The 22,591-nt window shown below is 65.5% G+C and carries 20 protein-coding genes and 3 pseudogenes; 16 read left to right on the top strand and 7 right to left on the bottom strand.

Annotated elements, in window-relative coordinates; genetic code table 11:
* Positions 1 to 790, bottom strand: a pseudogene (locus B3T59_RS10135) (cation-transporting P-type ATPase); the annotation flags it as partial.
* Positions 787 to 1,170, bottom strand: a complete 384-nt coding sequence (locus tag B3T59_RS10130) for an ArsR/SmtB family transcription factor (RefSeq protein ID WP_012834389.1) — start codon at positions 1,168 to 1,170, stop codon at positions 787 to 789. The pseudogene B3T59_RS10135 and the gene B3T59_RS10130, both read right to left, overlap by 4 nt.
* A gap of 477 nt (positions 1,171 to 1,647) precedes the next feature.
* Between B3T59_RS10130 and B3T59_RS10125 the strand changes: the two genes are divergently transcribed.
* Together B3T59_RS10125 and B3T59_RS10120 are read left to right on the top strand one after the other, a co-directional pair.
* A complete protein-coding gene (locus B3T59_RS10125) occupies positions 1,648 to 2,061 on the top strand; it encodes a hypothetical protein (protein WP_227892890.1) in 414 nt (137 codons plus the stop codon).
* A gap of 27 nt (positions 2,062 to 2,088) precedes the next feature.
* Positions 2,089 to 2,418 carry a hypothetical protein gene (locus tag B3T59_RS10120; protein WP_287002157.1) on the top strand — a complete coding sequence of 110 codons (330 nt, stop codon included), beginning with the start codon at positions 2,089 to 2,091 and terminating at the stop codon, positions 2,416 to 2,418.
* Positions 2,419 to 2,479: 61 nt separating this feature from the next.
* On the opposite strand, the pseudogene B3T59_RS10115 reads toward B3T59_RS10120, so the two are convergent.
* The 3 genes and pseudogenes from B3T59_RS10115 to B3T59_RS10105 form a co-directional block, all read right to left on the bottom strand.
* A pseudogene (locus B3T59_RS10115) lies at positions 2,480 to 2,859 on the bottom strand (BlaI/MecI/CopY family transcriptional regulator).
* 47 nt (positions 2,860 to 2,906) lie between these two features.
* Complete coding sequence (locus B3T59_RS10110; protein ID WP_287002156.1) at positions 2,907 to 4,139, bottom strand: sensor histidine kinase; 1,233 nt, start codon at positions 4,137 to 4,139, stop codon at positions 2,907 to 2,909.
* On the bottom strand, positions 4,129 to 4,863 hold the full coding sequence (locus B3T59_RS10105) for a response regulator transcription factor (protein ID WP_005180009.1): 735 nt from the start codon (positions 4,861 to 4,863) through the stop codon (positions 4,129 to 4,131). The genes B3T59_RS10110 and B3T59_RS10105 overlap by 11 nt, the downstream gene beginning before the upstream one ends.
* 243 nt (positions 4,864 to 5,106) lie before the next feature.
* Here B3T59_RS10105 and B3T59_RS10100 point away from each other — a divergent pair, with 243 nt between their 5' ends.
* The 7 genes from B3T59_RS10100 to B3T59_RS10070 all read left to right on the top strand — a co-directional run bounded on the left by B3T59_RS10100 (position 5,107) and on the right by B3T59_RS10070 (position 13,820).
* Positions 5,107 to 6,243 carry a PLP-dependent cysteine synthase family protein gene (locus B3T59_RS10100; protein WP_287002154.1) on the top strand — a complete coding sequence of 379 codons (1,137 nt, stop codon included), beginning with the start codon at positions 5,107 to 5,109 and terminating at the stop codon, positions 6,241 to 6,243.
* A gap of 3 nt (positions 6,244 to 6,246) precedes the next feature.
* Complete coding sequence (locus B3T59_RS10095; protein ID WP_287002153.1) at positions 6,247 to 7,515, top strand: MFS transporter; 1,269 nt, start codon at positions 6,247 to 6,249, stop codon at positions 7,513 to 7,515.
* A 101-nt stretch (positions 7,516 to 7,616) separates the two neighbouring features.
* Complete coding sequence (locus B3T59_RS10090; protein WP_006438347.1) at positions 7,617 to 7,823, top strand: heavy-metal-associated domain-containing protein; 207 nt, start codon at positions 7,617 to 7,619, stop codon at positions 7,821 to 7,823.
* Between the two features lie 92 nt (positions 7,824 to 7,915).
* A complete protein-coding gene (locus tag B3T59_RS10085; protein ID WP_012834383.1) occupies positions 7,916 to 8,875 on the top strand; it encodes a hypothetical protein in 960 nt (319 codons plus the stop codon).
* A 63-nt stretch (positions 8,876 to 8,938) separates the two neighbouring features.
* Positions 8,939 to 11,296 (top strand): heavy metal translocating P-type ATPase, encoded by a 2,358-nt coding sequence (locus tag B3T59_RS10080; RefSeq protein ID WP_287002151.1) that lies wholly within the window; start codon positions 8,939 to 8,941, stop codon positions 11,294 to 11,296.
* Positions 11,293 to 13,494, top strand: coding sequence for a heavy metal translocating P-type ATPase (locus B3T59_RS10075; RefSeq protein ID WP_287002150.1), 2,202 nt, complete (start codon positions 11,293 to 11,295; stop codon positions 13,492 to 13,494). The genes B3T59_RS10080 and B3T59_RS10075 overlap by 4 nt, the downstream gene beginning before the upstream one ends.
* Positions 13,491 to 13,820 (top strand): metal-sensitive transcriptional regulator, encoded by a 330-nt coding sequence (locus B3T59_RS10070; RefSeq protein ID WP_006438343.1) that lies wholly within the window; start codon positions 13,491 to 13,493, stop codon positions 13,818 to 13,820. The genes B3T59_RS10075 and B3T59_RS10070 overlap by 4 nt, the downstream gene beginning before the upstream one ends.
* A gap of 22 nt (positions 13,821 to 13,842) precedes the next feature.
* Here B3T59_RS10070 and B3T59_RS10065 read toward each other — a convergent pair whose 3' ends face one another.
* Complete coding sequence (locus B3T59_RS10065) at positions 13,843 to 14,778, bottom strand: M23 family metallopeptidase (RefSeq protein WP_006357620.1); 936 nt, start codon at positions 14,776 to 14,778, stop codon at positions 13,843 to 13,845.
* 269 nt (positions 14,779 to 15,047) lie between these two features.
* Here B3T59_RS10065 and B3T59_RS10060 point away from each other — a divergent pair, with 269 nt between their 5' ends.
* Positions 15,048 to 15,701, top strand: coding sequence for a DUF305 domain-containing protein (locus B3T59_RS10060; protein ID WP_012834379.1), 654 nt, complete (start codon positions 15,048 to 15,050; stop codon positions 15,699 to 15,701).
* Positions 15,702 to 15,729: 28 nt separating this feature from the next.
* Here B3T59_RS10060 and B3T59_RS10055 read toward each other — a convergent pair whose 3' ends face one another.
* Positions 15,730 to 16,680, bottom strand: coding sequence for a M56 family metallopeptidase (locus B3T59_RS10055; RefSeq protein WP_012834378.1), 951 nt, complete (start codon positions 16,678 to 16,680; stop codon positions 15,730 to 15,732).
* A gap of 236 nt (positions 16,681 to 16,916) precedes the next feature.
* Between B3T59_RS10055 and B3T59_RS10050 the strand changes: the two genes are divergently transcribed.
* The 6 genes and pseudogenes from B3T59_RS10050 to B3T59_RS10025 all read left to right on the top strand — a co-directional run bounded on the left by B3T59_RS10050 (position 16,917) and on the right by B3T59_RS10025 (position 22,577).
* Complete coding sequence (locus B3T59_RS10050) at positions 16,917 to 17,234, top strand: hypothetical protein (protein WP_010844644.1); 318 nt, start codon at positions 16,917 to 16,919, stop codon at positions 17,232 to 17,234.
* Between the two features lie 111 nt (positions 17,235 to 17,345).
* A complete protein-coding gene (locus B3T59_RS10045; protein WP_035718240.1) occupies positions 17,346 to 18,185 on the top strand; it encodes a F510_1955 family glycosylhydrolase in 840 nt (279 codons plus the stop codon).
* 301 nt (positions 18,186 to 18,486) lie between these two features.
* A pseudogene (locus B3T59_RS10040) lies at positions 18,487 to 18,729 on the top strand (peptidoglycan DD-metalloendopeptidase family protein); the annotation flags it as partial.
* A 436-nt stretch (positions 18,730 to 19,165) separates the two neighbouring features.
* A complete protein-coding gene (locus B3T59_RS10035) occupies positions 19,166 to 20,335 on the top strand; it encodes a L,D-transpeptidase (RefSeq protein ID WP_012834376.1) in 1,170 nt (389 codons plus the stop codon).
* Positions 20,336 to 21,085: 750 nt separating this feature from the next.
* The gene (locus B3T59_RS10030) at positions 21,086 to 21,334 is read left to right on the top strand and encodes a transposase (RefSeq protein WP_287002148.1); all 249 of its coding nucleotides are present in this window, start codon (positions 21,086 to 21,088) and stop codon (positions 21,332 to 21,334) included.
* 193 nt (positions 21,335 to 21,527) lie between these two features.
* Positions 21,528 to 22,577: an IS110 family transposase gene (locus B3T59_RS10025; RefSeq protein ID WP_287002147.1), complete on the top strand. Its 1,050-nt coding sequence runs from the start codon at positions 21,528 to 21,530 to the stop codon at positions 22,575 to 22,577.
* The last annotated feature ends 14 nt before the right edge of the window (positions 22,578 to 22,591 follow it).

Here is a 22,591-nt window from a genome sequence, read left to right as displayed (position 1 = left end):
CGAAGACGATCGGCACGAACACGCTCGCGACCCGGTCGGCGAGCCGCTGCACGGGCGCCTTGCCCGACTGCGCATCCTCGACGAGCTTCGCGAGCTGCGAGAGCTTCGTGTCGGCGCCGACCCGCGTCGCGCGCACGACGAGGCGGCCACTCGTGTTCACGGTCGCGCCGGCGACGCTGTCGCCCTCGCCGACCTCGACCGGCACCGATTCGCCGGTGATCGCCGAAGTGTCCAGCGCGGTGCGCCCGGATCGGATGATGCCGTCGGTGGCGATCCGCTCCCCGGGTTTGACGATCATGATCTCCCCGAGCGTCAAATCCGCTGGGGGAACGGTTTGTTCGCGGCCGTCGCGGAGGACGGTCGCGGTGTCCGGAACCAGGGACAGCAGGGCACGCAGGCCGCGGCGGGTGCGAGTGACCGCGTACTCCTCGAGCCCTTCGCTGATCGCGAACAGGAACGCCAGCATCGCGGCCTCGCCAACCTCGCCGAGCAGGACGGCGCCGACGGCGGCGATCGTCATCAGCGTCCCGACCCCGATCTTGCCCTTGGCCAGGCGCTTGAGCGTGGAGGGGACGAAGGTGTAGCCGGCGACGACCAACGCCACCGCTTCCAGGGCCAGCTCCACCGGGCGCGAGCCGTCAGACCACCCCACGATCAGGGCGGCGACCAGCAGCACCCCGGCGAGGACGGCGGCCCGGATCTCGGTGACCTGCCACAGCTTGTCGGGTTCGTGCTTCTCTTCGCCCTCCGGGCGGGGTTCGTCGTGGCCGCAGCCGCAGGCGTCGCTCACACCGTCACCCCCGCACCGGTGTCCGTGCCGTAGTTCGGGCATAACGCGACCGCGCTACCGGTGGCCGCGAGGAGGGTTTCGGCGGCGGCGAGCAGGTCCAGCAACTCCGGGCGGGTCAGCGAGTAGAACACCTGCCTACCCTGCGGGCGGCCGGTGACCAGGCCGCAGTCCCGCAGGCACGCCACGTGCGCCGATACCGTCGACTGCGCCAACCCCAGCTCGCCGACCAGGTCCGCCACCCGCGACTCCCCGTCGGCGAGGCGGCGCACGATCGCCAACCGAGTCCCGTCGGAGAGGCTGTGAAACAACGCCACCGCCGCATCCAGATTCGATCCGGCACCCGCCGCGGCGAGGCACCCATCCGCACTATCAATCGTCATATCACGATAATAACCGTGTTGGGCGATTCCGAAAGCATCACCTTGACATCCGGGATACCCGCAGGGGCATCGTCGGCACCGCCCGGTTCGACCACCCGTTCGCGTCGGTGGGTTGTTGCGCTTCCAGTTGCGGGCACGCCAGATTGGCGTGTACCGCGGGGTCACTCTCGAAGTCGGGTGGCAGACACCTTTAGGACTGGTGTGAGCGCGGCCCAGGGTTCCTCGCCTCTGGAGGCCCCGGTCCATCCATGGGGTAGAGCTACTCCCCCGCCGCTCAGCGTCCTCCGGCCCATCTGAACTACTATTTGTAATAGTTTCAAGATGGCTGTTGGAGGCGCGGTGATTGCAAGCGTTGTGGCCCAAGGGGCATTCTTGGGGCTGTTCGGTGCGGTCGTAGCGTGTGGTGTCGCCGCTGCCCGTCGGCCGGGTCGAGGTGGGGAGGCTTGGCGGGCGCTCGTCGTTTCGTGTGCGCTTGCTGTGAGTGCGGCCGGCGGCGTGATGGTGGTTGCCCCCCCGGGCTTTTTCGCGGCGGCGATCGTGTTGGCGCTGCTCTGTGTTGGGGCATTCATGCTGTTCTCCGCGCGTCTGCACGGTGCGTCGTTGGCGGTGATGGTGGACTCGCTCGTGTGGATGGCCTCGGCGATGTGGGTGTTCATCGTGTTCGCGGCCACGGGCGGGCCGATCGAGGTTGGTGTGGTGCCTGCTGATCCGATTGCCGAGTTGGCGTTGAGGGCAGAGCTCAATCGACCCCCGAGGTGGGTCCGTACTGGCAGTGTGATCGCGATTTTCGGTCTGGTGGCCGCGATAGTCTTCCGCCTGGCCCGGCCGGCCTCCTGTGCCCACGCCCGATGGCCACAAAATACGAAGGTGGTTAGTAGAAGTGGGGTGTGATGGGGGTGTGCGGGGAGGTGGTGAGGCATGACTGACGGTGTCGCGGTGCGGCGTACGGGTCGGTTCGGCCCGCGCGGTCCTGCCCGTACGATCTCCCGTGCGGTGGGTCTTGCTGTGGTGATGTTTGAGGCGGTGGCCGCGTTCTGGCTGGTGATGCTGCTCCGAACGTCGGATCTCGTGCCATCCGACCCCCGCTCAGGAGTCGGGCGCGGTGATCCGGTTGAGCTGCGGGTGCTGACCGCTGTGGATGTGCACGACTGGGTGTCGGCTCTGAGTGCTGCGGCCTTCGCTGCGGGTGTGGCCGGTGCGCTGGTGGCGCGTCTACTCCCAGCAGTCAAGGGGCGCGCGATCGGTTGAGTAGTCGGGCCTGGGCCTCGCCGGAGGCGCCGGGGTTTCCCTTGTCGGAGGGTTTTGTGCCTTAGGCTTTGGTGCCGCCGCCGCGGGTGTGGCGAGGTTTGAGGGTGAGGTATTCGCTGAGCACTTCACGCTCGGCGGGTGTCACGGTCTGGGCGAAGTGCATCAGTACTGCCGCGGAGTCCCCGCTGGCGTCGAGGACCTGACGCAAGGTGCGTGAGGTGGCCTCTTCACGGGTCTGCATAGGGAAGTACCGGTAGGCGCGGCTGACTTTTTCTCGACCGACGAACCCCTTTTTGTGCAGGTTGGTGACGACGGTGAGCACTGTGGTGTAGGCCGGTTCGCGGTCGTGGAGTTCCTCGACTAGGTCGTGCACCGACATCGCCGGCCTGCTGACCACAGCACGTCCATCACTGCGCGTTCCAGTGAACCCAGCCCAGTCATTTTCACCCACCATCTCTAGATGCGGGTCAATCTTACGACGGACTACCTCAGTTAGTAGCTTGGTCCCGTTGGAGCGCATCGGCAGCGCCGCGAGGCGGGCGGTGTTTGAAGGCCACGGAGAATTCGGTTCCAGGGGTGCTGCGGTGGATGTGACGTCGGGTGGTGGTCGGCAACGTGATGGTGAAGGTGGCTCCGTGTCCGGTTCCCAGGCTTTCGGCGAGCAAGGTGCCCCCATGGTCTTCGACGATGGAGCGGGCGATGGTGAGGCCGATTCCGCTGCCGCCGGCGTCTCTGGTGCGTGAGGAGTCGGTGCGGTAGAAGCGGTCGAAGATGTGTGGAAGGTGTTGAGGGGGAATGCCGTCCCCGCAGTCGACGACGCTGATGCGCACCGCGTGTGCCGGGGCGGTGTCGGCTTTGACTACGACTCGCTGGCCCGGGGAGCTGTGTCGCAGCGCGTTGGTGAGCAGATTGAGCAGTACTTGGCTCATTCGTTCGGCGTCGACATCGATGTGTACGCGCGCGGCGGTGGTGACGATGCCCAGCGTGACGTCGGCGTCGGTGAACAGGTCGGCGGCTTCTTCGTAGGTCGCGATGAGCAGTTCGTTGACAGTGATCGTCGAGGGCTGCAAGGGCATCTGATGCTCGTCGGCGCTGGATACGGTCGCAATGTCCTCGGCGAGACGCTGCAGGCGGGTGGTGGCGGTGCGCACGACGTCGAAGGTGTGGGAGTCGGGAGCCCGGATTCCGTCTTCGATGGCGTCGGTGATCGCGCCGATGGTGGTCAACGGGGTGCGCAGTTCGTGGGCAAGGTCTGACAGCATCCGCTTACGGATGTCGTCTTGTGAATCCAGCCGTTGTGCAAGTTGGTTGATAGCTCGGCTGAGCTGGGTGAACTCGGTGCCGAGCTGGCGATCGGGTACGCGCGTGCGGTAGTTGCCGGCGCCAATAGCCACGGCTGAGCGGGCGACACTGGCGACTGACTGTTGTACGCGGCGAGCCAGGAACCAGCTGACGGCCGTGGCCAGGATCGTCGAGGTGATCAATGCGGCAGACATTGAGACGACGATCGAGGAAGTGAACGCGGCTTCGACATGGTCGGCCTGAACTGACCCTGGCTCGAGGCGAGCTTGGCCGAGATGGTCGTGGAAGGTGTGTGGAGCCACGAATAGTGCCACGATCGCGACGCTGATGCCGCCGCCGGCGATGACGATAGCTTGAGCGAGCATGAGCCGGGAGCCGAAGCTGCCGGGGATACGTAACCGTCGACGTTCATCGTTCATCGCTGGCTCCTCGAGGTTGGCCGTCACCCATCCGGTAGCCCACTCCGCGAACGGTGCGGATGAATCGGCCGGCTACGGCGCTGTCACCGAGTTTGCGGCGCAGACTGGCGACATGGACTTCGACGACGTGGGCATCGCCGACCCAGTCGGGTCCCCAGATTTCGGTGAGCAGTTGCTCTCGACTGAACACAACACCGGGCCGCCGCGTGAGCGCTTCGAGAACGTCGAACTCAGTCCGAGTCAGCTCCACGGGTGTGCTCTCCACCTGGACTTCACGACCCTGAGGGTCGAGGGTGAGCTCCCCTATCGTCCGCGGGTGCGACTCGCCGGTTGGGGTCGGCCGTGGTCGGCGCAGCATGGCGTCGATGCGCGCCATCAGCTCACGAGGGCGAAATGGTTTCGTGAGGTAGTCATCGGCCCCCACCGACAGGCCAACGACTGTGTCGACTTCGTCCGCGCGGGCCGTGACCATCACGATGTAGGCGTTGGTGAAGGTGCGCAACTGTCGACAGACCTCGACGCCATCGAGTGACGGCAAGCCCAGGTCGAGGATGACTACTGCCGGACTCGCCGTGCGTGCGGCGGCGACTCCCTCCTGGCCGTCGGGCGCAACGGTGACCGTGAATCCGCTGCGCTGCAGGTAGTCAGCAACGACTTCGGCAATGTCGGGCTCATCTTCGATCACCAGGGCGTGCAGACCGTGCGGTGGTCGGACCACCGGCATATGGAGGTCGTCGACGACGTTGCGATCTTGGGGCACGCTCCTATGGTGGCGGTGGTCTACACGATCATCCAACCTCGTGGGCATTCTTGAGCAGATCTTGATCCACGCTGCCGATCAGCCTTGAGGTTCGGTGGGCAAGGTGGCGGTGTCGCCGGGTGGAACGTTACGACACAGTTCCCTCTCACACTGATGATCTGATTTCTGCCCGGCGGCGTCCTGTTCAACAACGCAGAGGATGCCCGTGTGACTGTCTCCTACAGCCTCACCACCAGTGATCCATTCGCCAGTACCTTCCCCGCCGAAGCCGCGTCGCCCCGTGCTGGGCTGAGTCGTCAGCTGGTGGGCGGCACCCCGGTGTTGCGCATCGAGGAACCCTTCGCCGAGCACGGGCGCGGCTTCTGGGCCAAGCTGGAAGGCTTCAACCCCGGTGGCATGAAAGACCGGCCGGCGCTGCACATGGTCGAACGCGCCCGCGCCCGTGAAGAGCTGGCCCCGGGGGCGCAGATCATCGAATCAACGAGCGGCACACTGGGATTAGGCCTGGCTTTAGCGGGCATCGTGTTCGGTCATCCGGTGACCTTGGTGACCGACCCCGGACTGGAACCGATCCTGCGGCAAATGCTCGCCGCCTACGGCGCCCAGGTCGATGTCGTCAGCGAGCCCCACCCGGTCGGGGGTTGGCAACAAGCCCGCCGCGACCGCGTGCGCACCCTGCTCGAGCGCGACGAGGCTGCGTGGTGTCCCGACCAGTATTCCAACCCCGACAACGTGACCGGTTACAGCTCACTGGGTGTGGAGCTGATCGCGCAGCTGCGCCATATCGATGTCCTGGTGTGCTCGGTGGGCACCGGTGGGCACTCAGCCGGTGTGGCTCATACTCTGCGGCAGTTCAACCCTGAGCTGGAAGTCGTGGGCGTAGACACCATCGGCTCGACGATCTTCGGCCAGCCCGCACAGTCACGGATCATGCGGGGACTCGGCTCGAGCATCTACCCCCGCAACGTCGCCTACGACCAGTTCAGTGAGGTGCACTGGGTGGCGCCGGCCGAAGCAGTCTGGGCATGCCGCACCCTGGCCGCCACGCAGTACGCCACCGGCGGCTGGAGCGTGGGCGCGGTGGCCCTGGTCTCGGGCTGGCTGGCTCGCACTCGTTCGGCCGATACGCGCATCGCGGCGGTCTTCCCCGATGGCCCCGCCCGCTACTACGGAACCATCTACAACGACGAGTACTGCCAAGCTCACGACCTGATCGGCGCCCCGGCGCCGCCCACTGCCCCCCACACCATCAACGATCCGCTCACTCAGGTCGCGAGCAGCTGGACGCGGTGCCCTACCATCATCGACCCCACTTGCGTGCCGCACGCCGAGCCCACGAGCTGATCTATGCGACGCCTCTACCGCAGTTTCCGCAGCTTCGATCGCCCCAGCCAAGTGCTGATGGTCAACCAGTTCACCATCAACCTCGGCTTCTACATGCTCATGCCCTACCTCGCCGCCTACCTCGCCGGCCCGCTGGCCCTGGCCGCATGGGCAGTGGGCCTGGTCCTGGGGATACGCAACTTCTCCCAACAGGGCATGTTCCTGATCGGGGGAACACTCGCTGACCGCTGGGGGTACAAACCGCTCATCATCGCCGGATGCCTGATGCGGGTCATCGGATTCATCCTACTGGCCCTGGCCAGTTCGCTGCCCGCGATCCTGATCGCCTCGGCGGCAACGGGATTCGCCGGGGCGCTGTTCAACCCCGCCGTACGGGCCTACCTGGCCGCCGACGCCGGTGAGCGCCGGATCGAAGCATTCGCCGTGTTCAACGTCTTCTACCAGGCCGGCATCCTGCTCGGGCCGCTGGTCGGACTAGCCCTGACCGCCCTGGACTTCCGGCTCACCTCTCTCTGTGCGGCAGCAGTTTTCGCGGTCCTGACCCTCGTGCAGATCAAAGCGCTACCCGCAACAACACCAGCCCCAAGCAACACCTCAATCATTCAGGACTGGCGCAGCGTCGTACGTAACCGGCGATTCCTGCTCTTCGCTGCGGCGATGGCCAGCTCTTACGTGCTGTCCTTCCAGGTCTACCTCGCCCTGCCCCTACATGCCGACCGCATAGCAGACAACCCCACCCTCGCCACCAGCATTGTCACCGCAATGTTCGTGGTGACCGGTCTGGTGGCCATCGCCGGACAGCTACGCATCACCACATGGTTCGGCAACCGCTGGGGCAGCACCGGCAGCCTGAGCGTGGGAATGACACTGATGGCTGCAGCTTTCCTGCCCCTAGTCGCCGGCACCGCAACGCATCAGCGCAACATCGCCCTCAACATCGCCGCACTGCTACTCACCGCAGCCCTGCTCGCCGCCGCCACCGCAGCAGTGTTCCCATTCGAAATGGACACGGTGGTGGGACTGGCCCGCGGCACGCTTGTCGCCACCCACTACGGGCTCTACAACACCATCGTCGGGATCGGGATTCTGCTCGGCAACGCCGCGACCGGGTGGCTGTTTAGCGCGGCCACCACCCGCGACATGCCCGAACTGGTGTGGATCGCTCTAGTCCTCACCGGCATAGCGGCGGCGTCCGCCCTGTTGATGTTGCACCGCCGCGGATGGCTCAGCGTCTCCGCCCCCACCGAAGCTCAACCCACCTCCACCCATTGATTACCCTAGGGGGGTAGGGTATAAAGGTGGTGTGGCGAGACGCCACAGCGACAGACCCCCAAGGTCGTCGGCACCACTGCTGTACCGAAAGGGCACATCTCATGAGCACATCGACAGTGATCGTCTCCGGAATGACGTGTGGGCACTGCGCGTCGTCGGTGCGTGAAGAAGTCGGAGCACTGGCCGGCGTGACCGACGTCGAGGTCGACGTGGCCAGCGGGCAAGTCACCATCTCCAGCTCGGCCCCGATCGAGCCCGACGCGATCCGCGTCGCGGTCGAAGAGGCCGGCTACCACCTGGCGCAGTAGCCGACGAGGGGCTGAAGTGTCTGCCCACTGGCGACTTCAGCCCCTCCCCGGGCGGCGTGTGTGTCGCCACCACCGATGACAGGAATCCAGCGATGAATGTTCCAACCAAGCTCGGCGTCTTCGCCGCGGCCCTGCTGATAGTTTTCGCTGCGGCGTACGCCATCGCCGCTGGTGTCGCGTCCGACAGGGCGTCGACGTCCCCGGCTGAGTCCGCCCATGCCGATCACAATGCTGCACCACAGTCGCGAACATCCGCCTCGTCTCCGGGTGCCGATCAGGTTCGCGGGGTTTCGCTGGCAGCAGGCGGCTTCATCCTGGGGAATGTGGTGGCACCCCATGCGTCCGGGGTGCAGGCTCCATTGAGCTTTGAGATCCTCGATGCCGCCGGGACCGCGGTCACCGACTTCGCCACCGAGCACGACAAGCAGCTGCACCTGATCGTCGTCCGCGCGGATGGCACCCACTTCCGACACGTGCACCCCACCCTCTCGCCCGAAGGGCGCTGGACGCTGCCCTGGCAGTGGGCGACGGGAGGCAGCTACCGGATCTACGCCGACTTCGTGCCCGCCGCCACCGGCCAACCCCTCACCCTCACCAGCACCGTCGAAGTCAGCGGTGACTACCAGCCGGCCCCACCCACCGCCGAATCACGACAGTCATCCGTCGACGGGTTCGACATCGAGCTGGCCGGTCATCTGCGCGCGGGCGCCGAGTCCGAACTGACCGTCACCGTGCGCCGAGCAGGACAACCGGTTACCACCCTGCAGCCGTATCTGGGCGCTTTCGGTCACTTGGTGGCCCTGCGTCAAGGCGACCTGGCCTACCTGCATGTTCACCCTGAGGGCGTGGCACCGACCGCCGGTCAACTCGCGGGACCACAGGTCCGCTTCGCCACCACCGCCCCCACCCCGGGCCGCTATCTGCTCTACCTCGACTTCCAGGTCGACGGCGCTGTGCACACCGCCACCTTCGTTCTCGATGCCCCCACCGGCACCCCTGCCCCGACACCTGACTCCACGGCCCCCTCGGTCGATCCGCACGCCGGACACTAACTCGCTGACCAGCGCCACCCCGGGGCATTGCGCCGAGGCATTCACCCAACGAGGAACTCCCCCATGACCACCTCAGCTCCGATCCACCCACCTGCGGCCACCGCCGAGCAGACAGGCGCCGTCGATGTCGAACTCGCCGTGTCGGGCATGACGTGTGCATCGTGCGCGGCACGCATCGAACGCACACTGAACAAACTCGACGGAGTGAGCGCCTCGGTGAACTACGCCACCGAAAAAGCTCACGTCAGCGCACCCGCCGGTGTCGACCCACACCTGCTGATCGAGACCATCGAACAGGCCGGATACCACGCTGCGCTGCCCGCCACTCCCACCAAAGGTGCCGCCCCCGACGATGACCCTTCGGACGACGACGGGGAGCTCGTGGCCTTGCGTCACCGACTGATCGGTGCGGTGGTTCTCTCGGTACCGGTGATCGCGCTGGCAATGGTCCCGACGTTGCAGTTCACCTACTGGCAGTGGGCGTCGTTGACGTTGGCCGCGCCAGTGATCGTGTGGGCGGCATGGCCGTTTCATCGCGCCGCGTTGCTCAACCTGCGCCACGGTGCGGCCACCATGGACACCCTCATCTCGGTCGGCACCACCGCGGCGCTGTTGTGGTCGTTGTATGCGTTGTTCTTCGGCACCGCCGGACAACCAGGCATGACCCACGGATTCACCCTGACGGTCAGCGCCTCTGACGGTGCAGGCAACATCTACCTCGAGGTCGCCGCGGGGGTCACGATGTTCGTCCTGGCCGGCCGATACTTCGAGAAGCGGTCCAAACGGCAAGCCGGTGCGGCGTTGCGGGCCTTGTTGGAGCTGGGCGCCAAAGACGTCACAGTGATCAGGGACGGCCACCAGCATCGGATACCGATCGGCGAGCTCGCCGTCGACGACGAGTTCATTGTGCGGCCCGGCGAGAAGATCGCCAGCGACGGTGTGGTGGTGTCTGGCACCTCGGCAGTTGACGCCAGCATGGTCACCGGCGAGTCGATGCCAGTCCAGGTCGCCCCCGCCGACACCGTGACCGGCGGGACAGTCAACGCCGGCGGACACCTACGGGTGCGGGCGACCCGCGTGGGGGCAGACACCCAACTCGCGCAAATGGCCGCGATGGTCGAACGCGCCCAGACCGGCAAAGCCCACGCCCAGCGACTGGCCGACCGGATCTCAAGCGTCTTCGTGCCGGTGGTCATCACCGTCGCCATCGCAGTCCTCGGCGCGTGGATCGGCGCCGGCTATCCCCTGCAAGCGGCGTTCACCGCCGCGGTCGCTGTGCTGATCATCGCCTGCCCCTGCGCGCTGGGACTGGCCACCCCAACCGCACTGCTGGTCGGTACCGGCCGCGGAGCCCAACTCGGCATCGTGATCAAAGGCCCCGAAGTCCTCGAATCCACCCGAACCATCGACACCGTTGTCCTAGACAAAACCGGCACGGTCACCACGGGCCAGATGACACTCGTCCAGGTCACCACCTCCCCCACCACCACTCGCGCCGACGTGCTCGCCCTCGCTGGAGCGGTGGAAAACGCCTCCGAGCACCCCGTCGCGGCCGCCATCGCTGCTGGTGCAGCCGCCGAAGTCGGACAGCTCGACGAGGTCGACGACTTCCGCAACTTCGAAGGTCGAGGCGTGCGCGGTCTGGTCCAGGGACGAGTTGTCACCGTCGGGCGTCCGACGCTGCTGGCCGAACACGACATCGCCGTGGATGACCCCCACCTCAACGAGGCACAGACCGCCGCCGAAGAAGCCGGACAGACCGCCGTACTCGTCGCCTGGGACGGCCGCGCCCATGCGGTCCTGGCGGTCGCCGATGCGATCAAACCCACCAGCGCACACGCCATCGCCCGGCTCACCGCACTGGGTATGACGCCCATCCTGCTGACCGGCGACAACCAGACCGTCGCCGACACCGTCGCCGCTGAGGTCGGGATCGACACCGTCATCGCCAACGTCTTGCCGGCCAACAAGGCCACCGTCATCACCGACCTGCAATCCGAAGGCAAGGTTGTGGCCATGATCGGCGACGGCGTCAACGACGCCGCTGCCCTGGCCCACGCCGATCTCGGGCTGGCGATGGGCACCGGCACCGACGCCGCCATGCATGCCGCCGACATCACCCTGGTCCGCGGCGACCTCAACGCTGCCGCCGACGCGATCGCCTTGGCACGCACCACTCTGAAAACGATCAAAATGAACCTGTTCTGGGCATTCGCCTACAACATCGCCGCGATACCGCTGGCCGCGCTGGGACTGCTCAACCCCATGCTGGCTGGCGCCGCCATGGCGTTGTCCAGCGTGTTCGTCGTCAGCAACAGCCTGCGGTTACGCGCCTTCACCAGCCCGCCCCACTCATCGACCACAACTCCATCCACCAACCCCTCGACATATACCCCCCAGGGGTATAAGGTGACGGTATGAACGAGCACTCCTCCTCCGAGCACTCTTCCCCTGAGCACGCCGGTCACGACGCCGCCGACGAACGCCACCACGGCCAACTCGCCGCAGCGTCACACAACCACCACGATCACCATGCTGAGCGCGCCCGCGCAGACCATGATCACGCCGAACATGATCACGCTGGGCATGGCGGGCATGCGGGCCATGGTGATCACGTCGGGCAGTTCCGCCGGCTGTTCTGGATCATGGGTGCCCTGGCTGTGCCGGTCGTAGCCTTTTCACCCATGTTCGCGATGCTCATCGGCTACGACCTACCCGATAGTCAAGTGCTGCAGTGGGTCTCACCGGTGCTGGGTACGGTGATGTACTGCTGGGGTGGGCGGCCGTTCCTGGTAGGCGCCTCTGCAGAACTGCGGTCGCGCGCACCGGGAATGATGCTGTTGATCGCCTTGGCGATCACGGTGGCCTTCGTGGCGTCCTGGGGTGCGAGCATCGGTGTGTTGCACCATGAACTGGACTTCTGGTGGGAACTGGCCCTGCTCATCGTGATCATGCTGTTGGGGCATTGGATCGAGATGCGGTCGCTGGCCCAGACAACTTCGGCCCTGGACTCGCTGGCCGCGCTGCTGCCCGATGAGGCCGAACGCGTCGAGGGCGACCACATCACCACCGTTGCTCCCAGTGAGCTGCAGGTCGGAGATGTGGTGATCGTGCGCCCCGGGGCCAGCGTCCCGGCCGACGGTCGCGTCGTAGACGGCTCGGCCGAGCTCGATGAATCCATGGTCACCGGAGAATCGCGCACGGTGCGCCGCGGCATCGGCGATCAGGTGGTGGCCGGCACGGTGGCCACCGACTCGGGGCTGCGGGTCCAGATCACCGCCACCGGCGACGACACGGCGCTGGCCGGGATTCAGCGCCTGGTGGCAGACGCGCAGAACTCCACCTCCCGCGCCCAGCGGCTGGCCGATTCCGCCGCAGCGCTGCTGTTCTGGTTCGCGCTCGGCTCAGCGATCATCACCGCCATCGTGTGGACGGTCATCGGCCAACCCGACCAGGCGGTGATTCGAACCATCACCGTGCTGGTCATCGCCTGCCCGCACGCACTCGGCTTGGCTATCCCCCTGGTGGTGGCCATTGCCACAGAACGCGCCGCCCGCGGCGGCGTGCTGGTCAAAGACCGGTTGGCACTTGAGGCCATGCGCACTGTGGATGCGGTGCTGTTCGACAAGACCGGAACCCTGACCAAGGGTGAGCCCACCGTCATCGAGATCGCGGCCGCCGACGGCGTCGATGAGGACACCGTGCTCACCCTGGCAGCTAGCGCCGAAGCCGACAGCGAGCACCCGCTGGCGCGAGCAATTGTCGCAGCGGCCGGCGACCGCGCCCAGCCGGTTCCCGCGGCCACCGACTTCACCTCGTCACCGGCGGTCGGTGTGACCGCTCGCGTCGAGGGCGCCACAGTGCGGGTGGGCGGGCCCCGCATGCTCGAGGAACAGGGCCATCAGGAACTGGCCATCGCTGATCGCTGGCGCGCCGACGGCGCAATCATCCTGCATGTCACCCGCGACACTGAGCTGATCGGAGCTGTCAAACTTGCTGATGAGGTGCGCGGGGAATCCCGCCAAGCCGTCGAGGCGCTGCACGCCCGCGGGGTCGAGGTCGTGATGATCACCGGCGACGCCGAAGCGGTCGCGCACACCGTCGCTCACGACCTCGGTATCGACCGGGTGTTCGCCGGTGTACGCCCGGAAGACAAAGCCAGCAAGGTGGCCGAACTGCAGCACGAAGGACGCAAGGTGGCGATGGTGGGCGACGGCGTCAACGACGCCCCCGCCCTGGCCCAAGCCGATGTGGGCATCGCGATCGGGGCCGGCACCGACGTCGCGATCGCCTCGGCCGGGGTCATCCTCGCCAGCGACGACCCCCGCTCGGTGCTGTCGGTCATCGAGCTGTCGGACGCCAGCTACCGAAAAATGAAGCAGAACCTGTGGTGGGCAGCGGGATACAACCTGATCTCGGTACCGCTGGCCGCCGGAATTCTCGCGCCCATCGGGTTCGTCCTGCCGATGTCGGTCGGAGCGATCCTGATGTCAGCCTCGACGGTCGTGGTCGCACTCAACGCGCAACTGCTGCGCCGACTCGACCTGCACCCAGGCGCGAGTACAGTGCGTGCACTGCAGCACAACCGACCGCGATCCACTGAGAAGGTGAGTCCATGACCACTGCCTCCGCCCCGGGAAACTCCTCCGCACCGGAACACTCCTCCCACGGTTACATCAGCGACAAGGGCAAATACCTGGCCCGGCTCAAGCGCATCGAAGGCCAATCCCGAGGTATCCACCGGATGGTCGATGAGGAGCAGTACTGCATCGACATCCTGACCCAGATCTCGGCGCTGACCAAGGCACTGGAGGGGGTGGCGCTGGGCTTGCTCGACGACCACCTCACCCACTGCGTGCTCGATGCCGCCCACGCCGGCGGCGACGAGGCACAGGAGAAGATCGCTGAAGCCTCGGCGGCCATCGCTCGCCTCGTTCGTTCCTGACCCACCACACCGCGCTGGCTCGTCACAGGCGTCGTTCGCCGACCCACTGGGGCACCACCGGCCCCGGCGCGGGGGCGTCGGCATCAGCGGCCATCGCCAGAACCACCCCACGATCGGCCAGCCACTGTGCCGGATCGACGTTGACTCCCGTCGGATCGAGAACCTCGAAATGCAGATGCGGGCCGGTCGACACCCCACGGTTGCCCACCGTGGCGATCGATTGCCCCATCCGTACTCGCGCGCCCTGCTCGAGCAGATTCTCGTCGTTGTGGCCGTAGGTGGTGATCGTGCCGTCATCGTGGCGGATCCGCATCCACAACCCGAACCCCTCAGCGGGTCCGGAGGTGATGACTTCCCCGTCAGCCACAGCGACAATCGGCGCACCCAGATCATTACCGATATCAATGCCCTGATGGCCCCGTCCGTCACCGAAGGTGGACGTGATCTCACCCGCAGTCGGCGCCACCGCGCCGCCACTACCGGGCAGCAGCGGCGTCGGCGTTCCGGGTTCCTGCGGTTGGGGGCCATGCGGCTCGTTCGGATCGTGCGGCACGATCGCGGCGATCAGGGTGGCCACCAGCCGGGCCAGCGGTAACGCGTCGATGATCCGGAACCCGTCTATCGGATCGATGCGCGAAAACGTTCCGAAGCACTGCAGCGCGGCCACACTGCCCGCATCGCCGACACTGCCCGACTGGGCCTGAGCGCCCAGGCAGGACGCCGCCTGCGTGATCGGCTCCCCCAAACTCGCCGCTGCAGCACCACCCAATGCGGCCTTCACCGAGTCCTGCACGATCGCGATCAACTCCCCGGCCACATGTCCATCGGTCGAGGCCGCCGCCGGTGCGGTGGCGATCACAGGCGCAACGCCCACACACACCGCCACCGCCACCCCCAGCGCCTTGGGGCCCCACCGCTGCCCCGCCTTGACCCGTAGCGATGTCAACACCATCTGCATGCGGTCGCACCTTTCCCGCGGACGTCGTAGACCCACGCACGAGTGCCATGCGTGTACCCGCGAGATCACACCACAAGTCACTTGTGCCCCACCAGTCACACAACATCCCGCCACGAAGCGAACTAATCGGGCATTAGCGGCGTTGTTTGCGCAGTTCACCGCCCGTTTTGTGGGTGCCGGGCAGGCGACTAACTACTATCGGTGTTAGTAGAATTGTTATGGAAGCGCCGCCGGGCGGTGGCGAAGTATCACCCTTGAGGAGGAGATCGATGAGAGCCACACGAACCGGTGTCGTCGTTGCTGCCGCGGCGGCTGTTCTGACAGTGGTGGCCGCGTGTTCGGACACCTCGACTGAGGATCATTCCTCGATGTCGGGGATGGGTACCAGCACGGTCAGTACCGAATCGTCAGCGGCGGCCACTGCCGAACACAACAGCGCGGACATCTCGTTCGCCCAGCAGATGATCCCGCACCACACCCAGGCGATCATGATGAGCGACATCCTGTTGGAGAAGGACAACATCAACCCCCAGGTCGTCAGTCTGGCCCAGCAGATCAAAGACGCTCAGCAGCCTGAGATCGAGCAGATGCAGTCGTGGCTGGAGCAATGGGGAGCCCCACTCGAGGGCCAGGGGCACAACATGGACATGGGTACGTCGATGGCGCCGGGTTCCTCCCCGATGCCGTCGATGATGGGCATGATGTCGCCAGAACAGATGCAGCAGCTACGCGACGCGCAAGGCGCCGAGGCGTCGCGCCTGTTCCTGACGCAGATGATCGAACACCACCGCGGCGCCATCGCCATGGCCAAGACCGAGATTCAAGACGGCCAATCGCCCGAGGCGATCGCTCTGGCACGTCAGATCGTCACTGATCAGGAGAGCGAAATTGCGAGGATGCAGCAGCTTCTCAACAACCCCTAGCGGTCGGACCTGCCCGGGTCGGTCTCGGCTACACACACATCGCGATCACCATCGCCGCGACGACACCGGACACCGCTAGCGTGGTCGGTACCGCCACCACACCAGCCACCGCCGCGGCGGCACCCACATGATGACGTCGCGACCGGCACCGGTGACCGGAGTCCAAGCGGCTCAGCCGCGGCCCCACGGACGACGAATCGCTGATCGACAACACACCCACCGGGCCCGCTACAGGTCCCGAACGGGCCAACGTTCCCAACGCCGAGCAGACCGCCCGCGCACCCACCAGCTGGGCGGCGCGGGCATCGGCGGCTTGCTCGACCAAGCCGGCGACCTCACGGCCCGCGCGGCTGAACAACGGAATCAGCGGGAACGCACGCCCGAGAGCGCGGGCCGCCAACACCACGGTGTGATGACGTTGCCGCCGGTGTGCGCGCTCATGGGCAACGACGGCATCGAGTTCCTCACCGGACAACGCCGCCTGTAACCCGGTCGTGGCGGCAATGCCGGCATCCTTGCCCGGCAGACAAAACGCCATCGGCCGCCCGTCGGCGAGCCACCACACGTCGGGATAGCGCTCACTGCGGGCGCCCACCAACCGCAACGACTGCAGATACTCCTCACGAGCACCACGCATCCGCACCGCCGATCGCACCGCGATCGTCACCGCTCGGACAATCGCTGCCCCGGTCACCACCGCCAGCACGCCACCGGAGATCGCTTCCACCCGCGGGGATGCGCCGTGTGACAACACCCGCAGACACGACACCACCTCGGACAACGAATGGATGCCGAAATGGCCGGGAACCGCCAGCGTCACAACAGCTCCCACCCACAACATCGCAAACACGACCTGCGCGGCCGGCCAGGCCACCAACACCCAACGAGCATCGATACGGCCCTGCACCCGAACCATCCATCGAGGCCACAACCAGCCCAGCACACCCGCGGCAACAACTAACACCACCGCTGCACTCATGGATGCTCACCCATCGTTCGCCTCGATCCTCGACGCCCCGCCGTCGTGCTCGCTGAGACCCACACTCAACACACCTTCCCGGCGACCCACCACCTGCACCACCAGCCAGTATGCCCCAGAAGTTCGTCGGTGACGCCGCAACTCAGGCACCGACCGCGCCGCCAATTACTAGGTTTTATAGTAGTTAGTTGACGCGGGTTGACCCGGCCTGCGCGTACCAGTCCGAGGAATGCGCCGTGACCGAGAACCCGAAGGAGACGCACTCGCCCCCCGACGACCACCGTCGTCAGTATCTGCATGCCATGCGAGACGTCTACCGAGCACCCACGCCATACTCGACCCACCAGTTTTTCCACCGCGCCCACCACCTCAGCGTCACCTCGAACCGACGCCGCCACCTCGCCGCACACATCGGTCTCGTCCGCCACCTCGCTGCGATCGGCGACCTCTCCGGGGCACGTCACCACCTCGGCAACGTCCTCATCTCCCTCGTCCTCCAAAAGCATTGCGGCCAAAAGCCTTCACAGCCTTCCACCCCCATCCAGAAGTCGTGACCACGACACCCCCAGAGGGTTAGGGCGGCTCCTACCCGGTCTCGCCACCACCCCGATCACCACACCACCCACGCCCGAACTCAGTCCTACCCACACGAAAGTCCTAGCCGCTTGCCTGCCTCAAACCCGTCCAACCGCACCGCTGCGGTCGTCCTCGCAGTCATCGCCACGCTGATTGTGCTAACCGGCTGCTCCACCCGGGAACAACCCACATCCCCACCACCGTCGGCAACCTCAGCAGAGAGCGCAACACTGACCCCAGAACTCGACCACCTCCACGCCCTGCACATCCGCGCCGACGGCACTATCCTCGCCGGAACTCACACCGGCGTAATCGCCCTCACCGCAGATGGAACCACCAGCCGGGTCGGCGTCTCCGACGACGACTTCATGGGACTGGCCGGGGTAACCGGCTCTGATCGGATCTTCGCCTCCGGCCATCCCGGCCCGCGGAGCTCGGCACCCAACCCGCTGGGACTCGTCGCCAGCGAAGATGGCGGGCAGACATGGACACCGAGATCGGTGGCCGGCGACATCGACTTCCACGCGCTCGCCACCAACGGACAACTACTCGTAGGCTTCGACGGAATCAACGGCCTGCTCGTATCGACCGATGACGGGAGAAGCTGGACCCCCGGCGCGCCCCTGGCCGCAGCAGCACTCGCGATCACCGACCGCGGCGTATGGGCGACTACCCCAGATGGCCTGCAACACAGCACCGACGACGCCCAGACCTTCACAACCGTTCCCGATGCGCCGGCCCTAGCTCTCCTGGCGGCCGCACCCGATGGCACGCTCTGGGGCATCGACACCGCCGACACCGTCTGGCGCAGCCCAGACGGCACACACTGGGAACAACGCAGCACCATCAATAGTGTCAACGCGCTGGTCGCCAGAAACGCCGAAAATGCATACGCCGCAAACGAACAATTGCTCTACACGCTCAGCTAACGGACTCGTGTGGAGCAACGAAGGAAGGAGGCGACTCAGATCCGGACGCGCTTTTGATCACGTCCACTCCACCCACTCCACGAGCAGGATCTGACAGACGGTGGCACCCGGCCGACCTGGGTGGTCACTCTCGACCACCTGACGGCACCCAGAAACGCCACGTCTTCGAAGACGTCACTGTCGTTATCGATGAGACGAGCAGCCCCGACTACCCCACGAACTTGCTGCGCGTGTCACAGCTGCGTGAGCACACCGAACCCGCGACCTCAAAGATCGCCTTGGGCGGGGACGGTTATCGAAGGCCGCCGGCTTCGGGCTGTGGATGCGAGTGCTGCAAGACGACGGCACGATCGGCGTGTATGGGCACATCGGCGAGACACTGGTGAGCGTCTGGCAGCGAGTCCTGGCCGGCGCGCAGATCGCAACGGTAGGAAACCGCGGCTACTCCACCGGCCCACACCTGCACTACAAGGTGTGGCAGCAAGATGGACCCAAACTCGATCCTGCACCGTGGTTGAGAACCCGGGGAGTCTACGTCGTCGGACGACCCGCCTTATCGGCGCGCGGGAGGTATGAGGACGAGTGGTCCCGCAGGTGTCGCGAGAGTTGTCGCACCACGGCCTCGACGTCGGCGAGCGGTGGCGAACACGCATCGGCGGGGACTACCTGTGGGGTGTCGCCACACGGCAATAATGAGGTCGACGTGACCGCTCGGCGGTCGCCCACCACGAAGACGTTTCGAACCTTCTCTCGCGCTGTGCAGCGGGTAGAGGAGCGCACAGCATTCAACTACTATCGTGGATAGTAAACCTAGTCCAGGCGCCGAGTGAGAGGGTTCGCCACAATCGATGGGCCGCGTAAGAAGGACTCGAGCTATCGAAGAGCCACGTGATCTCTTGGCGGCTTACGGTGCGCAGCCGCAGTGCTCGAGCGCTCGTGGATGCCGCGGGTCGGTCCGGGCAGGTATTCCGCGACTGCTGATGCTCGCAGCCTTGACGGCTGTGGTGATGTTATTGACCTCGTGCAGCTCAACCGGAGGCGCCTACAGCAACGAGATTCAGGCCGTTGACAGCTTCGCCGACATCGCACAGCCTTCCATTGCTGTGGCCACCGAAGGTGGCGGTCGACTCGCGCCCAACGCGGTTGTCGAACCTGGGCTTCCTATTGTTGTCACGGCCAGCCGCGGCGCGTTGACAAACGTCCGTATCCCCACAGCCAGCGGCCGTCCCTTGGCGGGCTCACTGAGCGAGGACGGCTCAACGTGGACAAGCACCCAACCCCTGGGATATTCGAAGCGGTATTCCGTTCAAGCCGAGGCCGTGGGCGTGGGCGGTCGATCGGTCGTCTCGCAGCGCTTCACCACGACCTCACCGGAGTCACTGACCAGCGCTGCCATCCTCGGCGAGAAAACCGTCGGGATCGCCCACACAGTCGGGGTGCGGTTCGCCGATCCCATCCCCGACCGAAAGAAGGCACAGGCGGCGATCACCGTGTCGTCTGACCCCCAGATGCGGGGTGCGTTCTATTGGATCAGCGACTCCGAAGTCCGGTGGAGGCCCGAACGCTTCTGGACGCCGGGCACCAAAGTCAGTGTCGCCGTCAACATTTACGGAGTCGACCTCGGCGACGGGCTCTACGGCGACGAGAACTTGTCCTACGACTTCACGATTGGCCGAGCTCAGGAAATCGTTGCCGACGACAACACCAAAACGATAGTCGTCAAACGAGACGGCAAGGTCATCCGCACGATGCCGACCTCGTTCGGCAAAGACAGCACTCCGACGCCCCGCGGTATCTACATGATCGGAGATCGCGTCGAGCACATCATCATGGACTCGTCCACCTACGGAGTGCCTGTCGAGTCCGCAGCGGGATACCGCACACCCGTTCAATGGGCGGTGCAAATGTCCTACAGCGGCATTTACATGCACGGCGCACCGTGGTCGATGTCGGCGCAAGGCAGCAGCAACGTCAGCAACGGTTGCCCAAACCTGAGTCCCACTGACGCGGAATGGCTCGTGAAGAACACCCTGCGCGGTGACCCCGTCACGGTCAAGAACACCAACGCCGACACACTGCCGGGAGTTGATGGACTCGGCGATTGGAACATCCCGTGGCCACAATGGAAGAACGGCAACGCAGACACCTAGGCGCCCCCGCCTGGCTGGAGTTCGTCGACGCTCAGCACGTTCTTCCGACCATGCACGGCCGGGGCGAGTTCACGACGGGCTCACCCGCTCACTGTCTCAGGCGCTTCTCGCGGTGTACAGAACTTCGCTCGAATGCAGCACACCACCACTCGCGACGAGTGCTACTACCGGTCACCCACTGAGCCAGGGGTTAATTCACGAGGGCCGTTGGTCAGTCATGTCGAGACCCTGTGCGGGCGAACCGGTGCCGTGAGGATCAACATCAATAACGAGCAGCGGCGGCATAGCGTCCGTCGGTACTACCTGTGCGAGGCGAGGCTGATCTGGCCGCGTGGGACGACAACCACGCCGCGCGCCGTTCGGGTCTTCTTGGCCGATCCCGGCGTTCGTTTGGCCGGCGGACCGTGCACGGAGTGTCGTCAGAGACGTCAACCCGCACTTCGCCACCTTCGGTGCCAGCTCCCTTGCGGTTACCAACATTCTCGCCGACCCGCACGTCGACACCATCGACGACGACCCTACGGTCGATCCACCGCGCTACCTCTGATGGCCGAGCATTTCGGAGAGGACCCTAAAGACCTTGTTGTTGATGCGGTCGATGACCGGTGCGGCGATGGGCTAACCCCACTTTCCGGCTTCATGAACCGCCCCGGGTCTGTCGGAGGCTCTCGAACCTGTGAAGGATGGAGAGCATGGCAGCACCACGCAAGTACAGTGAGGAACTCAAGGACCGGGCCACCCGGATGGCATGTGAAGCGCGACAAGATCCCGATTCGTCGAGAGGGTGCGATCAAGCGGATCGCCGATCAGCTCGGAGTCCATCCCGAGGCGTTGCGCAATTGGGTTCGTCAGGCCGAGATCGACGGCGGGGTCCGCCCGGGCACCACGAGTGAGGACGCTGACCGCATCGCGGCGTTGGAGCGGGAGAACTGTGAACTGCGGCGAGCGAACACGATCTTGAAGCAGGCTTCGGCTTTCTTTGCGTCAATGCCATCCTGAGTAGGCCCGGCGGGATTCGCTCGTTTCTTTGCTGCCCCAGCTTCTGTTGGTGGCTTATCCCGATGTGCGGTCCTGCCGGGTCCCGGACGATCGTCCGCGTGGCTTGATAGAAGCGTGCCGCTGATGCCCGATTGAGGCGTGCCCAACGACGATTACCCGGTACCTCGTTCACCCCACCGATCGGAGTCCTCAGTTGATCGTTATCGGAGTCGACGCCCACAAGTCCACTCATACCTTTGTCGCAGTCGACGAGGTCGGACGCAAGCTCGCAGAGCTGACCGCAAAGGCCACCACCGACGGGCACTTGTCCGCCATCGAGTGGGCCAAACAATGGCCTCAGCTCCAGTTCGCGCTCGAAGACTGCCGCCACGTCACCCGCCGATTGGAGGCCGATCTGCTCAATCGCGGGCATGCTGTGGTCCGGGTCAAGACCCAACTAATGGCTGTACACCGACGCAGCGCCCGCGAGCCGGGCAAGTCCGATCCGATTGACGCACACGCCGTCGCGATGGCTGCATTGCGCGAGCCGAACCTGCCAATCGCACGTTTGGACGGCCCCGCCCGGGAAGTCAAACTACTCAGCGATCACCGGCACGATATGGTCTGCGAGAGAACAAAACTCATCAGCAGGCTACGCTGGCACCTGCACGAGCTCGACCCTGAACTTCACGTCCCGGTCCGAGGGATCCGGCGTTACCGTGTGATGGACGAGCTCGCCGACCGGCTTACGCATTTCACCGGCGTGGTCGCTCAGATCGCTGGAGAACTCCTCAGCCGATGCCGGCAGATGACCCGCCAGATCAACGACCTCGAACGCCAGATCCGCGAGCGCGTCCGGGTTCTGGCTCCGTCGTTGCTCGCCATTCCAGGCTGTGGGGTTCTTTCCGCGGCGGTCATCATCGGCGAGACTGCCGGAGCGCACCGCTTCCACTCCAAAGACGCCTACGCAAAGTTCAACGGTACGGCCCCGATTCCGGTGTGGTCGGCGCAGGAGCGTGTGCGTCTCAATCGCGGTGGCAACCGTACCGTCAACGCTGCCTTGCACGCCATCGCCATCACACAGGTCGCACGCGGCGGCCTCGGCCAAGCCTATGTTGCCAAACTGCAGGCTGCGGGCAAGACCCGACGCGAGGCGCTACGACTGCTTCGTCGCCGCATCTCCGATCGCGTGTTCCAGGTCCTGCGTGCCGATGAATCCGAACTCGGGAATACCGCAAAAGGACCGTTCGCGGTGGCGGCTTGACATAGAAGCATCGC

Source organism: Gordonia sp. UBA7860 (genome assembly GCF_002500165.1).
GTDB classification, from domain to species: domain Bacteria; phylum Actinomycetota; class Actinomycetes; order Mycobacteriales; family Mycobacteriaceae; genus Gordonia; species Gordonia sputi.
Note: the sequence above shows the minus strand (reverse complement) of the source record. Positions and strands in the feature narration are given on the sequence as shown.

Coding starts and splice junctions, on each gene's coding strand:
- B3T59_RS10130 (WP_012834389.1), bottom strand. CDS start 1,170: ATGACGATTGATAGTGCGGATGGGTGCCTCGCCGCGGCGGGTGCCGGA.
- B3T59_RS10120 (WP_287002157.1), top strand. CDS start 2,089: ATGACTGACGGTGTCGCGGTGCGGCGTACGGGTCGGTTCGGCCCGCGC.
- B3T59_RS10110 (WP_287002156.1), bottom strand. CDS start 4,139: ATGAACGATGAACGTCGACGGTTACGTATCCCCGGCAGCTTCGGCTCC.
- B3T59_RS10105 (WP_005180009.1), bottom strand. CDS start 4,863: ATGCCGGTGGTCCGACCACCGCACGGTCTGCACGCCCTGGTGATCGAA.
- B3T59_RS10095 (WP_287002153.1), top strand. CDS start 6,247: ATGCGACGCCTCTACCGCAGTTTCCGCAGCTTCGATCGCCCCAGCCAA.
- B3T59_RS10090 (WP_006438347.1), top strand. CDS start 7,617: ATGAGCACATCGACAGTGATCGTCTCCGGAATGACGTGTGGGCACTGC.
- B3T59_RS10085 (WP_012834383.1), top strand. CDS start 7,916: ATGAATGTTCCAACCAAGCTCGGCGTCTTCGCCGCGGCCCTGCTGATA.
- B3T59_RS10080 (WP_287002151.1), top strand. CDS start 8,939: ATGACCACCTCAGCTCCGATCCACCCACCTGCGGCCACCGCCGAGCAG.
- B3T59_RS10075 (WP_287002150.1), top strand. CDS start 11,293: ATGAACGAGCACTCCTCCTCCGAGCACTCTTCCCCTGAGCACGCCGGT.
- B3T59_RS10070 (WP_006438343.1), top strand. CDS start 13,491: ATGACCACTGCCTCCGCCCCGGGAAACTCCTCCGCACCGGAACACTCC.
- B3T59_RS10065 (WP_006357620.1), bottom strand. CDS start 14,778: ATGCAGATGGTGTTGACATCGCTACGGGTCAAGGCGGGGCAGCGGTGG.
- B3T59_RS10060 (WP_012834379.1), top strand. CDS start 15,048: ATGAGAGCCACACGAACCGGTGTCGTCGTTGCTGCCGCGGCGGCTGTT.
- B3T59_RS10055 (WP_012834378.1), bottom strand. CDS start 16,680: ATGAGTGCAGCGGTGGTGTTAGTTGTTGCCGCGGGTGTGCTGGGCTGG.
- B3T59_RS10035 (WP_012834376.1), top strand. CDS start 19,166: ATGCTCGCAGCCTTGACGGCTGTGGTGATGTTATTGACCTCGTGCAGC.